This is a genomic window from Cloacibacterium sp. TD35 (genome assembly GCF_028864635.1).
Taxonomy (GTDB): Bacteria; Bacteroidota; Bacteroidia; order Flavobacteriales; family Weeksellaceae; genus Cloacibacterium.
Genome location: NZ_CP104850.1, coordinates 1,631,131 through 1,644,076, shown reverse-complemented (window position 1 = coordinate 1,644,076; position 12,946 = coordinate 1,631,131). Strand labels below are relative to the sequence as shown.

Genomic DNA, 12,946 nt, shown 5'->3' with positions numbered 1-12,946 from the left:
AATAAAAAGGCCTTTTTTGTTATCATCAGATTTACAATAGTTTAAAAACTAATATGAGTATTAATCTCCAAACTCCCTTTTAAAAGTTCATGTATAGGACATGCTTCTGCAATCGCATTGAGTTTTTTTAATTGCTCTTCATTTTTTCTAAAACTCATTCTATTTCTGATTTTCAATCTTTTTTGACATCAAAAATAGATTTCGGCAGTGGCACATATTCCTCATCATCATCTGGAATCAGCGGAAACGCTTCGGTATTTTGATCATACCAATCTTTTTTTGCCTTTTCAATTAAATCTATATCAGAACTCACAAAATTCCAAAACATATATCTTGGTTCACTCAGAGGTTCGCCACCAAAAAGATAAATGGTAGCATTTTCACTCGTTTCGAATTCACAAATTGTGGCTGTTTTGGCAATCAAAAGTTGCTTCGTTCCAAACCCCTGTCCATCTATTTTTACTGTGCCATCTAACACATACATTCCTACTTCACCAAAAAAATATTCTCCTAAATTTAGTTTTTGGGCTTTCTGTGTTTTGATTTCTAAGAAATAAAGAGGACTATACACGGGAACTGGGGATTTTTTGCCCATTACTTCTCCAGCAATAAGTTTATAATTTACCCCGTCTTGCTCCCAAAAAGGAAGGTCATTTTTTTCTACATGAGTAAAAGCAGGTTCACTTTGCTCCAGATGCTTTGGTAAACCTATCCAAATTTGAAAACCATGCAGAAACTGTGGTGAATCTCTCAAATAATCAGGTGTTCTTTCGGAATGCCTTACTCCTTTTCCTGCTGTCATCCAGTTTACTTCTCCTGGTTTTATTTCTAAAGCATTTCCCATACTATCTCTATGAAAAATTGCTCCTTCAAAAAGATATGTAAGCGTAGCTAAGCCTATGTGAGGATGAGGCAAAACATCAAAATTCTGATGGTTTTTTAGACAACTTGGTCCCATATGATCAATAAAAACAAATGGGCCTACGGAACGTTTGTCTCTAAAAGGAAGAAGGCGCCCCACTAAAAAATTCCCTATATCGGCAGGTTTTTCTTCTAAAATAAGTCCTACTTGTGATTGCATGTTTTAAAATTTTTAAAATTATAACTGACTGTATCCTTCAAAATTTTCATCTACAAGGTGTTTCCACTCAGGATGTCTTTTTATGTAAGCAAAAACGAAAGGACAATAAGGTAATATTTTTTTTCCTTCATTTTTTATATAGTTCAATGTTTTTAACACCAGTACCTTCCCTACGCCCTTTCCTTCTAGTGCAGGATCTATTTCGGTATGTACCAATGCGTAATTTCCACCACCGAAATCCCCATAATTAATGAAACCTAGAAAACCATTGACTTCTAATTCGAATCTTCTCTTTCTTTCGTTTTTCACCAATTCTATTTGGTCTAAATTGTTATCCATAATCTACTTTTTATTTCATTTGATATTTTGTGAAAGGCTGTTTATAAACCTTTTAATAATTATAGATCAGCAATTTCGTATCTCGAAGTTATCAAATACTTTCTTTACTGCCCTCTTTTTTACATTAAATTTTATGATACAAAGATAAATGCAAACAGAACGGCAAGACATTGATTTACGGTAAGAAATATTTTAGACTTATGAATAAAAAATCTAGATTTCTAATAGGTTTCTAAATTCTTAACGTATATCAATGCATAGCAATATATTCTACAATAATTTTGCAATGTAAATAATTAAACCCTTCTCAAAATTAATTTATGAAGAAGAATTTAAAATTTTTAGTATGTGGTCTTAACGATGAAATTCTTATCGTATTGAAAAGGCTTTTAGAAAAAGAGCAATGGCATGTTACTATTGCCAAAGAAGAGACCGAAGCCATACAATTCATTTCAGAAAAAAAAATTGACATTCTATTTCTGAGTTCAGGACTAACACAAAAAACCGAAGAAAATTTGAAAGCTGCTGCCGAAAATTTTAAGGTAAAAGTAATAGAACATTATGGTGGAGGAAGCGGATTACTAAAGACTGAAGTCTACCAACTCTTCCCAGAAGAGCAAGACACTAACAGTGAATAATTTTCTTATCATTCATCAATGCGAAGGAGGTTACTTTTGAAATACATTTGCATCATAATAAAAAATTAAAAAAAATAAAATATTCATATGAAAACAATTTTTCATCAAGCAGATAGCAGAGGTTTTGCAAACCACGGTTGGCTAAAAAGTCATCACACTTTTAGTTTTGCCAATTATTATAATCCAGAAAGAATTCATTTTGGTACATTACGTGTATTAAATGATGATCAAGTAAGTGGCGGAATGGGCTTTGGCGCACATCCACATGATAATATGGAAATCATCAGTATTCCTTTAGAAGGAGATTTAGAACACAAAGATAGTATGGGTAATCATGGCATCATTCGTCACGGCGAAATACAGGTCATGAGCGCTGGAACTGGTGTTGTACACAGTGAATTTAATGCCAATAAAGAAAAAGACGTGAAATTCCTTCAGATTTGGTTATTTCCTAGAGAAAGAAATGTAACTCCTAGATATGACCAAAAGAAAATTGACGGAGACCAAAATAACCAGTTTTTACAGATACTATCGCCTAATCAAAACACTGAAGGAGTATGGATACACCAAGACGCATGGTTCAGTTTAACAACTATGGACCAAGATTTTGAAACCACTTACGATGTAAAGAAAAACGGCAATGGTGTTTACTTTTTCATCTTAGAAGGTTCTGCTGAAATCGTGGGTCAAGAAATGGAAAGAAGAGATGGTCTTGGCGTTTGGGAAACCGATAAAATAACTGTAAAATCTACTTCTGATAGTACAAAAATTTTAGTAATGGATGTACCAATGGAAATGTAATTTTTTTCTCTTCAACATACTTATTTAATTGAAAGTGGTGGTTAATATTTTAATTACCACTTTTTTTGTTTCAAATAATCAAGAACGTTGGTATTACAAACTGTTCTATTTTTGTTCTATTTTGAATTTCTTAAAAATAAAAAAGCCCTTTATAAAAGGGCTTTAACAAATTTTAGCGGAGAGTGAGGGATTCGAACCCCCGGACCTGTTACAGTCAACAGTTTTCAAGACTGCCGCAATCGACCACTCTGCCAACTCTCCAGAAACGATTATATCGTTTTCAGTGGTGCAAATATAGAACCTTTTTAAATTCTGACAAAATTATTTTTTTAGATTTTTCTACATTTTTTATAACGCATTAATTTTCAATATCAAAAATTAATTGCCTGCTACCTGAAAACCTAATATTACTGCTATAATTCCTAAGATTATGCTCAATAAAACATAAGAAATTAACACTATATAATTTTGATTTTGTAATAAAGAATAGTTTTCTGCAGCAAAAGTAGAAAACGTGGTAAAACCTCCACAAAAACCTGTAATCAATAGAAATTTAAGCGAATTGTCTACTTTAATAAAATAAGACGAAAAAAGACCTATTAAAAAACAGCCTATGAGGTTTACCAAGAATGTTCCGAGAGGAAAGCTCCCAATAGGAAGGAGTTTGGAAGTGTAAAACGATACCAAATACCGCATTACACTCCCTAATCCGCCCCCTAAAAATATGTAAACTAAGGTTTTCAATGAATTATTCTAATTCTGATAAATAACGTTCTGCATCTATTGCTGCCATACAACCAGAACCTGCTGCAGTAATTGCCTGTCTGTAAACGTGGTCTTGTACATCACCTGCTGCAAATACACCTGGTAAATTGGTTTTAGAAGATTTACCTTCTGTGATGATGTATCCGTTTTCATCTAAATTAATCTGACCAGCAAAAACATCTGTATTCGGTTTGTGACCAATAGCAATGAAAATACCATGAACGTCAATCTTAGATGTTTCTTGCGTTTGATTGTTGATTACCACTGCTCTTTCTACTAAGCTATTTTCTCCTTCGATAGCAATCAATTCGTGATTAAATTTCACTTCTATGTTTGGTGTGTTGTTTACCTTATGAATCATCGCTTTAGAAGCTCTGAAATGGTCTTTTCTTACCAACATGGTTACTTTGTTACACAACTTAGAAAGATAAGTAGCTTCTTCTGCTGCAGTATCTCCTGCTCCTACAACTACTACATCTTTTCCACGATAGAAAAATCCATCACATGTAGCACATGCAGAAACTCCACCTCCAGAATACTTTTTCTCATCTTCTAAACCTAGATACTTAGCTGTAGCCCCTGTAGAAATAATGACTGTTTTTGCTGAAATTTCTTTTTCTCCTGCCCAAAGTTTATGAACGCCCCCTACTTCTTTAGAAAATTCTACTTTCGTAATCATTTCATAGTGTACTTTGGTTTCGAATCTTTCGGCTTGTTTTTGCAAATCCATCATCATTTCAGGACCTGTAATTCCTTCTGGATAACCAGGGAAATTTTCTACTTCTGTAGTTGTTGTTAATTGACCTCCTGGCTCTAAACCAGTATATAGTTCAGGTTTTAAATCTGCTCTGGCTGCATATATAGCAGCAGTGTAACCAGATGGCCCAGAACCTACAATCACGCAATCTAATATATTATTTTCCATAGAATATAAGGGTTGTTATTTTTTGAGTTGCAAATTTCGTGAATTTTATTGTTTTCATTATGATTCACTCATGAATTTTTTCAATGAAAGCAATTTTTGATTTGATTTTTCAATTTTGAAAATTTTTATATGATGAAAACTTGAAATTAATTTTTCAATGGTCTTTTCTTAATCATTCCACCTTTAGTATCTTTTACGGTATGCATCACTACGAATGCGGTAGGTGCTATTTTTTCTAATTCCGTAGTCAGTTTGCTCACTTCTAAACGGGTAATAACGGTAAAAATAATATCGCTATCTTCTTTCATTCCTCGTTTTCCGAAGCCTTTTTTACCATTATAAACGGTAACTCCTCTTCCTAATTTATTGTAAATCATCTCTTTAATCTCTTCACATTTTGAAGAAACGATGGTTACCCCGATGTATTCTTCAATCCCTTCTACAATAAAATCCAGCGTTTTAGAAGCCGATAAATACGTAATCATAGAATATAACGCGATTTCTACTCCTAAAAAATAAGCTGCAGCAGAGAAAATCATCACATTGATAATGATAATCACGTCTCCAATAGTCGTCCCTAATTTTTTACTCAGATAAAGCGCTAAAACTTCGGTTCCGTCAATTACAGCACCTCCTCTAATAGAAAGTCCGATTCCTGCTCCTAAAAAGAAACCTCCAAATACTGCCACTAGAATATTATCATTGGTCACATTTGGAAAATCTACATTCGCTAAAACCAAAGCCAATCCACCAATTGCAAGTGCTGTTTTTACCGCAAAATTAATTCCCACCGTTTTGTGCCCCATAATAATGAAGGGCAAATTGATGAGAGGAATTAAGTAATAAATCGGAATTTCTGTCAACGCAGAAACCAACAACGAAATTCCTGTTGCGCCACCATCAATAAATTTATTGGTCAAAAGAAATCCTTTAAAACCGAAACCTGCAGAGAATACTCCGATGGTGATGAGTAAAATATTTTTGACTTCGTTTCTTAGTGAAACCAAAATATTATTTTTGGTTTTAATAACTTTATATCGACTTGTATCTGCCTCGCCTTGTAAACGAAGAATGAGTAAAATGATATGTCTCCAGATGTTTTTAATCATTTCTAGCTTTTGATTTTATCAATGTTTAGAATTTTGTAGACCATTTCTTTTAAAAGTTCACTTTCTTCCATATTTACCGCTCCTAGACCTTTTGATTTTAAATCAATTTCTCTCAAGACTGATATAATTCTGGTCGAAAATTTCAAAGGATAATTTCTAGCAGTTTCTGCATAATCTTTCACAAAATAAGGATTCACGCCTAATGCCGAAGCGATAAGACTTTGTCCTTGATTCGCTACAGTATGATACATCACCACATTGCTAAAAAAAGTATAGAGATTTCCTATGGTCATTACAATAGGATTGGTTTTGGGATTTTTTCCCATGTAATAAGCAATTTTGAAGGCTTGATTGCTGTCTTTTTTTCCGAGTGCTTTTTGTAATTCAAAAACATTAAATTCCTTTGAAATCCCAATGTGCGTTTCTACCAGTTTACCATCTAAAACTTCACCTTCTTTCAGCACCAACTTCATTTTATTGAGTTCATTGGAAATTCTGGAAAGGTCATTCCCTAAATAATCTGCCAATAGCTGAGCAATTCCCGGTGCTAATTTTATTTGAAGATTTCTAGCCTCGTCTTCTATCCATTTCGCCAAGTTATAATCTTTTACAGGTTCACTGTGAAAGAGCATATTTCCTTTGTCTAAATTTTTGAAAACTTTTTTTCGGCTGTCTACTTTTTTATGCTTGTGCGCAAAGACCAAAATGGTAGATTCTACAGGATTCTCTGCGTAGTTTTCTAGAATTCTTGCTTCTTCTTCATTTAATTTTAAATCTTGCGCTTCTTTTACGATGATGAGTTGCTTGTCTCCCATCATAGGATACTGTCTAGAAAGTGCCAAAATATCATTATAATTGGTATCTTTGCCATAGACTATCGTTTGGTTAAAAGCTTTTTCGTCTTCTGTAAGCACATCATTTTCTAATGCTTTTACAGCTGCGTCTATAAAAAAAGCTTCTTCGCCATGGAAAAAGTAGATGGGTAAAAATTCCCTATTTTTAATATGTTTGAAAATCTGTTCTAATTCTTTCATCTGAATGCAGCTGCCGAAATTAAATTTTAAAGAAGATTTTGTTTTTGATCTCAAGCGAGACAAAGATACGTTTTTTATTTATGATATGGTAAGGAAATCTTGGTTGGTTCTCACTCCTGAAGAGTGGGTAAGACAGCATTTTGTGCATTATTTCACTCAAGTAAAAAAGTATGCGAAATCTGCATTAATTCTTGAAAAAAAACTAGAATTAAACGGAACTATCAAAAGAATAGACCTCTTGATTACCGAAAAAACAGTTCCTAAAATTTTGATAGAACTTAAAGCACCAAACATTACCCTTACCGAACAAACTTTTGAACAAATTGCCCGGTACAATTCAGTAATTGGTGCTGAAAAAATTATTTTGAGCAATGGTTTACAGCATATTGCTGCAAGATTTGAAAACGGAACCTATCATTTCGAAAATGTAGAATTTTAAAATAAGAAAAGCATGAATATCAAAAATATCATCTTTGATTTTGGCGGAGTGGTTATGGACTGGGACCCGCGTTATTTTTTCAGAGATTTTTTCAATGACGAAGAAAAAATGGAATATTTCTTGGGAAATATAGCCACTAATGAATGGAATGCCGAACAAGACCGAGGCAGAAGCGTAGCTGAAGCTAATGCTTTGCTCATTTCTAAGCATCCAGAATGGGAAAAAGAGATATTGGCGTATTATGAAAACTGGCACATCATGTTGCGTTCAGACATTCCAGAAAACGTAAACGTTTTGCATAAATTAAAAGGAAAATATGAACTTTTCGGGCTCACGAATTGGTCGGCAGAGTTTTTCCCTTACGCTTTGGCAAATTATGAATTTTTCAATGTTTTTGAAGGGAAAATTGTAGTTTCTGGTGAAGAAAAACTCATCAAACCGAATCCTAAAATTTGGGAAGTTCTCCTCGACCGATATCAAATAAAAGCCGAAGAATCTGTTTTTATCGATGATAACTTCCACAACATTGAAACGGCAAAAAGTTTAGATTTCATCACGGTTCATGTGAATAAAAATATCAATTTAGAAACCGAACTTAAAAATTTAGGTTTAGATTTTTAAATTCTTTAAAAACATATTTCATCAAAAAAGTCACATCGTTATGATGTGACTTTTTATCTTTTATTTTAAAAATTTTACAAGAAAATTTTGGTTTCTTCTTTTACCGTACAGAGTACGATACTGCTATGATAATCGCCGATATGCGGATAATTGGTAAATGTTTTTTCTACAAAATCGTTGTATTCTTTTATGTTTTTGGTCACAATTTTAATCATGTAATCATACACTCCAGAAACGCTCACTACTTCTACAATTTCAGGACATTTATTGAGTTTCTCCTCGAAATCTCTCAAGATTTCCACTGATTTATTTTTAATGGTTACGTTGCAATACGCCACCAGCTCATACCCAACTTTTTCTCTATCTACGATGGCTACATATTTCTTGATGATTCCTTTGTTTTTGAGAGACTTTACTCTTTCGTAAGTGGGTGTGAAAGATAAACCAATTCTTTCTGCCAAATCTTTGATGGCAATAGTGTTATCTTCTTGCAGAATATTGAGAATTTTGTAATCTAATTTATCGAGTGACTTCATAAATTTTATCTAAAAATGAAGTCAAAAATAAGAATTATTTTTAAAATACCATCTATTTTGGAAGTTTGACCATAAAAAAAATCTACAAAACTCATTTTGTAGATTTATTATTTAATAATGTGATGTGTGTTGAGTGATAGATGAATTTAAGATCTCTTAAGTGATTCTAAAAATCGAATCACTTTGCTGTTAAAAACGTGTGGAGCATCTACATTGACTACGTGACCGCAATTTTCTATCACCAATAAACTCGATGATTTTTCGTGGTTTTTTACCACTTCTTTTACCGAAGGCAAAAACATGTAATCTTCTTCTCCCATCACATAAAAAGTGGGAATATTCAGCTCCTTTTGTCTGAACCAACGCAGAACAGGATTGATTTCTGTTGTCAATTTAAACCACTTGATAAATTCTTTTTGGTATAATTTCTTTGCCTCATTGATGAAAAGATTTCGAGAAGATTTATGGTTTTTCTTGGGCATAATAATGAAGGCAAAAAGACGATATAAAACCAAATATGGTAAAATGTATTTAAAAACATTGCCAATTTTCATTAAAATTTGTGAGCGGAAATTCATTTTCAGAATAGCTCCTCCCATCACCATAGATTTCACTCGTTCTGGGCGCATTTCTGCCAACTGACGAATCACAATAGACCCGAGAGAAATCCCCACAAAATGAGAACTCTTGATTTTAAGATGATCAATAACTTCTAAAATATCATGCGCAATGGATTGAAAGGTGTATTTCTTAGCCTTTAATTTATTAGAACTACCATGTCCTCGTAAATCGAGCAATAAGACATTAAATTTCTTCTGAAATTCTCTAATTTGCTTGAACCAAATGGTAGAGCTCCCTCCAGCTCCATGCACAAAGGTCACCCATTCTGCACTTTCAGAATTTTGATAAATAGTATATGAAATCAAATTTTTAACTTTTTTACAAAAATATAATATTATGCAATAAATAGAATTAATTTTTCGTTAATTTTTTATTCTCTATTGACTAAATCCATAGAAAAAGCAGGCAGACATATGGCTAAATATTCACATTCTTCTTCGAAAGGGTTGCTGTAACGAATTCTTGCACCTTTTTGGATTAAAATGCTTTGTCCAGCTTCTAAAACTACTGTTTCCCCATCTATTTCAAACTGCTTTTTCCCTCTCATAATGATGGTGAATTCATCAAACTCTGGCGTTTGATGCGGTTCGCTCCAATGTGGTGGCGCAATCATGTGCGCAATAGAAATTTGAGCATTCCCTGTAGAATTTCCCCAATGTTCTTGAATTAACTTACCATCTGTAGTAGGCACTAAAAAAGGATTTTTCTGAATTTTATATTTCTTTTCCATTAAAACTATTATTAAAAAACCTTTATCAAAATTAAAGATAAAGGTTTGAATTTTATATTACTTTGCAGTCAATTTTTTGTGTTTGTAATAAGCACCTAGACCTAATGCCGTCATTACTCCAACACTGATATACACCCAAGCTGGAACAGGAATAGGATCTCCTGCTGCATAAGAATGCAATCCTGAAAGGTAATAATTTACTCCAAAATAGGTCATTACCATACTACAGAATGCAAACATGGTCATTAAGTGGAAGGCGTATCTTCCTCTCAAACCTGGAACTAATCTCATGTGAAGTACAAATGCGTAAACAATGATAGAAATGAACGCCCAAGTTTCTTTCGGATCCCAGCTCCAATATCTACCCCATGATTCATTCGCCCAAATACCTCCTAAGAAATTACCAACGGTTAATGCAAATAACCCAATGGTTAAGGACATTTCTGAAACGATGGTTAATTCTTTAATCGTAGAATGGTCATGTTTATCAAATGTATTTTTACTTGAAATTATATAGAAAAACAATGAAATCACTGCAATAATCATTGACAAAGCAAAGAAACCATAACTGCTGGTAATAATCGCCACGTGAATAATTAACCAGTATGATTTCAACACTGGAACTAAAGGTGTGATTTGTGGGTCTAATTGAGAACCTCCATGTGCAAATCCCATCATGATTACAGCTACCATAAATCCTGCAGCTGGAATGAGTGCATTAGCATTTCTATACAGCATTAAACCTGCTGAAATCCCCACCCAAGAAATAAATACAATGGCTTCATAACCATTACTCCAAGGAGCATGACCAGAAATATACCATCTTCCAATTAATCCTAAGAAGTGAAGGAAATACCCTACTACTCCAATGTAAATGATGGACTTGATTACTTTATGTAATATTTTATTTGGCTTGAAAAGTTCTATAAATCCTAAAACAATTAATAAACCTCCCACCATCGTGTAGAAAATCAACAACCAAAAGTTAAGATTTGCTTTATTCATGAAAACCTCAAGTCTCACTTTACTCTCATCTGGAAGCACATTTTTACCCCAAGTCTTTTGATATTCTTGAATTTTTGTTAGCGCTTCGTCTGCTTTTGTCCAATTTCCGTTTCTAGAAGCATCAACTACGCTGATGAAATAAGGTGCAATAACGTTTTGTGCTTGTGCATCTGCTTTTTGTTCTGCATCTAGCCAAGAGTTCCAAGTATGATTAGGGTCGTTTTGAACAGGAACCACTCTGAAATATTGCCCAGAAAGCAATCCGTAGAATACTTGTACTCTTTCGTTTACAGAAATAACTTCTTTATCATAATTGCTTTGTTCCGCAGGTTTTTTTCTAAAAGCCGTATTGAAATCTTCTTCTAAAATGAATTTTGGCATTCCCATCGCATCGGTTACGAAAAGATTCATCATAGAAGTATATCCTTCGTCATTGGCTTTGGTTTTTTTCTTCAATTCTTCGCCACCTTTTGTACCGATTTTGATGATTTTATCATTCATCCAAGCCATTGGATTGATGTTAATCGACAAGAACCACTGGTTCGCATTGAGCTCTCCCCATTTTTCTTTTTTGGCTAATTTTCTCAAAACATCTAATGCTTGAGTATTCATCGGTTCAATTCTTCCGTCAAAACCTTGCACGAGAAGATACCCGAATTTATCAGCGTGTTCTTTAGATATTTCGGCGTGAACCATTTGTTGTGGCACACTTTGCGGTTGAGCAGTTGGCGCAGCTTCAGCATGTACATCTCCTTCTTTGTGTTGATGCTCTTGAGCATTTAACCCAACCATTGAGAACAATAAAAGGAAAATCGCTACTTTCTTTTTCGCCATATCTTTTAGAGACTGGTTCAGTTTCCAGAAGTGTGTTCCTTTCCAGAAAAGTGCTACAAACAATCCTAAAAATAAGAATGTGTAGCCAATATATGTTACCAAAGTTCCCCAGAAATCGTGGTTTACCGAAAGTACGGTTCCTTGTCTATCTGGGTCAAAACTCGCTTGGAAGAATCTATAACCTTTGTGATTTAAAACGTGGTTCATATAAATTTTATAAGGCGTTTGTTTGCCTTCGTCTACAATTTGTACGTGTGATTCATACGCTGATGGAGAATCACTTCCTGGGTAAGTTTCCATCACGAAATCATCTAATTTCAAAGCAAATGGAGTTTGATATACTTTCGGACCGAATCCAAGAATGATGTTTAATCCGTCAATTGTCATTTGTTTAAATGCGTTAGGATTTCCTTTTTCTACAGATAAGTCGATGGTTTGTTCTGTTTTAGGACCTTTCACCAAAACTTTTAACATATCAGGAACGTTTTGGTCTCTTTTTTTATCCCCAGAATACGCAATTAGGTTTCCTTTTTTCAGCGGTTCTGGAACTACCAATTTTAAATTTTCGATGGTATAAAGACTTCTCAAAGCCAATGGCTGGAATTCATCTTTCTTAGTAACACCAGTAGCTTGAGTTGCCATGGTCATATAATTAGCCTCTACAGGCGTTTTGATAAATAAATTCCCGTTTTCTTGTTTGAATTCTACTGCTCCTTCTATACCTTTATTGAAAGAAACTAGGAATCCATTGATGCTTTTTACCTCACCAGAACCCAAATAAATATCTTCTCTTCCATTATCATTGGTTGAAACCAAGTGAAGATATTCTTTACCTGAATCGCTGGTTACTAAACTGTCTTTTTTTCTCTGAATATATTCTAGTTGCTCTACTTGGATAAGTTCTCCGTGGAAATCATACTTTGCCTTAAATTTGTGTGGAATAATTTTCGCAATCAATGGTTCTTGAGAAGCCATCATATAAGGAATTTCGGCATAGCTTAAACGGTCGCCACCTCTTTCGATTTGAATTTTAAAGAAATTTTTATCGGTAATAATTTCATTAGAAGTTTCTCCTTCTCTGATGTGCATTTGCCCTTCATAACTGATGTAACGGGTGATTGCACCACCAATAAAAATAAAGACAAAAGCCAAGTGAAACACCAATAATGGCCATTTTTCTCTTTTCCAAAGTCTATATCTATTAATATTACCTATAAAATTAAGGATGAGTAAAACCATCACTATTTCGAACCATGTTGCTTCATAGATTAAAGCTTTGGCAGTAGGTGTTCCGAAATCGTTTTCTACAAAAGTGGCATAAGCCATTGCAAAAGCATAAACGAACAATAAAACAGCCATTGTTCTCGTAGAAATCAGAATATTAATCAGTTTTTTCATTTTAGATTTTTAAACTGTGCAAAAATACATTCTATAAATTGAATTAGCGAATTTTGATAGTTGGATTTTA

Annotated in this window: 14 protein-coding genes and 1 tRNA gene; 4 read left to right on the top strand and 11 right to left on the bottom strand. The window is 33.7% G+C overall.

The window, feature by feature from the left end; genetic code table 11:
* Nucleotides 1–172 precede the first annotated feature (172 nt).
* Both N7277_RS07620 and N7277_RS07615 read right to left on the bottom strand, forming a co-directional pair.
* Nucleotides 173–1,081 carry a pirin family protein gene (locus tag N7277_RS07620; RefSeq protein ID WP_274778974.1) on the bottom strand — a complete coding sequence of 303 codons (909 nt, stop codon included), beginning with the start codon at nucleotides 1,079–1,081 and terminating at the stop codon, nucleotides 173–175.
* An 18-nt stretch (nucleotides 1,082–1,099) separates the two neighbouring features.
* Nucleotides 1,100–1,420, bottom strand: coding sequence for a GNAT family N-acetyltransferase (locus N7277_RS07615; protein ID WP_274778973.1), 321 nt, complete (start codon nucleotides 1,418–1,420; stop codon nucleotides 1,100–1,102).
* Nucleotides 1,421–1,740: 320 nt separating this feature from the next.
* Here N7277_RS07615 and N7277_RS07610 point away from each other — a divergent pair, with 320 nt between their 5' ends.
* Both N7277_RS07610 and N7277_RS07605 read left to right on the top strand, forming a co-directional pair.
* Complete coding sequence (locus N7277_RS07610; RefSeq protein WP_274778972.1) at nucleotides 1,741–2,058, top strand: hypothetical protein; 318 nt, start codon at nucleotides 1,741–1,743, stop codon at nucleotides 2,056–2,058.
* 87 nt (nucleotides 2,059–2,145) lie between these two features.
* The gene (locus N7277_RS07605) at nucleotides 2,146–2,859 is read left to right on the top strand and encodes a pirin family protein (protein ID WP_274778971.1); all 714 of its coding nucleotides are present in this window, start codon (nucleotides 2,146–2,148) and stop codon (nucleotides 2,857–2,859) included.
* Between the two features lie 176 nt (nucleotides 2,860–3,035).
* On the opposite strand, the gene N7277_RS07600 is transcribed toward N7277_RS07605, so the two are convergent.
* The 5 genes from N7277_RS07600 to holA all read right to left on the bottom strand — a co-directional run bounded on the left by N7277_RS07600 (nucleotide 3,036) and on the right by holA (nucleotide 6,692).
* A tRNA-Ser gene (locus N7277_RS07600) sits at nucleotides 3,036–3,120 on the bottom strand.
* A 117-nt stretch (nucleotides 3,121–3,237) separates the two neighbouring features.
* Nucleotides 3,238–3,603: a fluoride efflux transporter CrcB gene (gene crcB / locus N7277_RS07595; protein ID WP_274778970.1), complete on the bottom strand. Its 366-nt coding sequence runs from the start codon at nucleotides 3,601–3,603 to the stop codon at nucleotides 3,238–3,240.
* Nucleotides 3,604–3,607: 4 nt separating this feature from the next.
* Entirely contained in the window at nucleotides 3,608–4,549 is a 942-nt protein-coding gene (gene trxB / locus N7277_RS07590) for a thioredoxin-disulfide reductase (RefSeq protein ID WP_274778969.1), read from the bottom strand.
* Nucleotides 4,550–4,695: 146 nt separating this feature from the next.
* Nucleotides 4,696–5,658, bottom strand: coding sequence for a YitT family protein (locus N7277_RS07585; protein WP_446715102.1), 963 nt, complete (start codon nucleotides 5,656–5,658; stop codon nucleotides 4,696–4,698).
* 2 nt (nucleotides 5,659–5,660) lie between these two features.
* The gene (gene holA, locus N7277_RS07580) at nucleotides 5,661–6,692 is read right to left on the bottom strand and encodes a DNA polymerase III subunit delta (protein WP_274778968.1); all 1,032 of its coding nucleotides are present in this window, start codon (nucleotides 6,690–6,692) and stop codon (nucleotides 5,661–5,663) included.
* 4 nt (nucleotides 6,693–6,696) lie between these two features.
* Here holA and N7277_RS07575 point away from each other — a divergent pair, with 4 nt between their 5' ends.
* Both N7277_RS07575 and N7277_RS07570 read left to right on the top strand, forming a co-directional pair.
* Complete coding sequence (locus tag N7277_RS07575; protein WP_274778967.1) at nucleotides 6,697–7,131, top strand: type I restriction enzyme HsdR N-terminal domain-containing protein; 435 nt, start codon at nucleotides 6,697–6,699, stop codon at nucleotides 7,129–7,131.
* Between the two features lie 12 nt (nucleotides 7,132–7,143).
* Nucleotides 7,144–7,752, top strand: coding sequence for an HAD family hydrolase (locus N7277_RS07570; protein WP_274778966.1), 609 nt, complete (start codon nucleotides 7,144–7,146; stop codon nucleotides 7,750–7,752).
* 74 nt (nucleotides 7,753–7,826) lie between these two features.
* Here the strand turns inward: N7277_RS07570 and N7277_RS07565 are convergent, their stop codons facing one another.
* From N7277_RS07565 to ccsB, 4 genes are all read right to left on the bottom strand, one after another.
* Nucleotides 7,827–8,288, bottom strand: coding sequence for an Lrp/AsnC family transcriptional regulator (locus tag N7277_RS07565; RefSeq protein WP_274778965.1), 462 nt, complete (start codon nucleotides 8,286–8,288; stop codon nucleotides 7,827–7,829).
* A 146-nt stretch (nucleotides 8,289–8,434) separates the two neighbouring features.
* Nucleotides 8,435–9,214, bottom strand: coding sequence for an alpha/beta fold hydrolase (locus N7277_RS07560; protein WP_213196259.1), 780 nt, complete (start codon nucleotides 9,212–9,214; stop codon nucleotides 8,435–8,437).
* 65 nt (nucleotides 9,215–9,279) lie between these two features.
* The gene (locus tag N7277_RS07555) at nucleotides 9,280–9,639 is read right to left on the bottom strand and encodes a cupin domain-containing protein (RefSeq protein WP_274778964.1); all 360 of its coding nucleotides are present in this window, start codon (nucleotides 9,637–9,639) and stop codon (nucleotides 9,280–9,282) included.
* Nucleotides 9,640–9,696: 57 nt separating this feature from the next.
* Nucleotides 9,697–12,876, bottom strand: coding sequence for a c-type cytochrome biogenesis protein CcsB (gene ccsB, locus N7277_RS07550; protein WP_274778963.1), 3,180 nt, complete (start codon nucleotides 12,874–12,876; stop codon nucleotides 9,697–9,699).
* Between the last annotated feature and the right edge of the window lie 70 nt (nucleotides 12,877–12,946).

Coding starts and splice junctions, on each gene's coding strand:
- N7277_RS07620 (WP_274778974.1), bottom strand. CDS start 1,081: ATGCAATCACAAGTAGGACTTATTTTAGAAGAAAAACCTGCCGATATA.
- N7277_RS07615 (WP_274778973.1), bottom strand. CDS start 1,420: ATGGATAACAATTTAGACCAAATAGAATTGGTGAAAAACGAAAGAAAG.
- N7277_RS07610 (WP_274778972.1), top strand. CDS start 1,741: ATGAAGAAGAATTTAAAATTTTTAGTATGTGGTCTTAACGATGAAATT.
- N7277_RS07605 (WP_274778971.1), top strand. CDS start 2,146: ATGAAAACAATTTTTCATCAAGCAGATAGCAGAGGTTTTGCAAACCAC.
- trxB (WP_274778969.1), bottom strand. CDS start 4,549: ATGGAAAATAATATATTAGATTGCGTGATTGTAGGTTCTGGGCCATCT.
- N7277_RS07585 (WP_446715102.1), bottom strand. CDS start 5,658: ATGATTAAAAACATCTGGAGACATATCATTTTACTCATTCTTCGTTTA.
- holA (WP_274778968.1), bottom strand. CDS start 6,692: ATGAAAGAATTAGAACAGATTTTCAAACATATTAAAAATAGGGAATTT.
- N7277_RS07575 (WP_274778967.1), top strand. CDS start 6,697: ATGCAGCTGCCGAAATTAAATTTTAAAGAAGATTTTGTTTTTGATCTC.
- N7277_RS07570 (WP_274778966.1), top strand. CDS start 7,144: ATGAATATCAAAAATATCATCTTTGATTTTGGCGGAGTGGTTATGGAC.
- N7277_RS07565 (WP_274778965.1), bottom strand. CDS start 8,288: ATGAAGTCACTCGATAAATTAGATTACAAAATTCTCAATATTCTGCAA.
- N7277_RS07555 (WP_274778964.1), bottom strand. CDS start 9,639: ATGGAAAAGAAATATAAAATTCAGAAAAATCCTTTTTTAGTGCCTACT.
- ccsB (WP_274778963.1), bottom strand. CDS start 12,876: ATGAAAAAACTGATTAATATTCTGATTTCTACGAGAACAATGGCTGTT.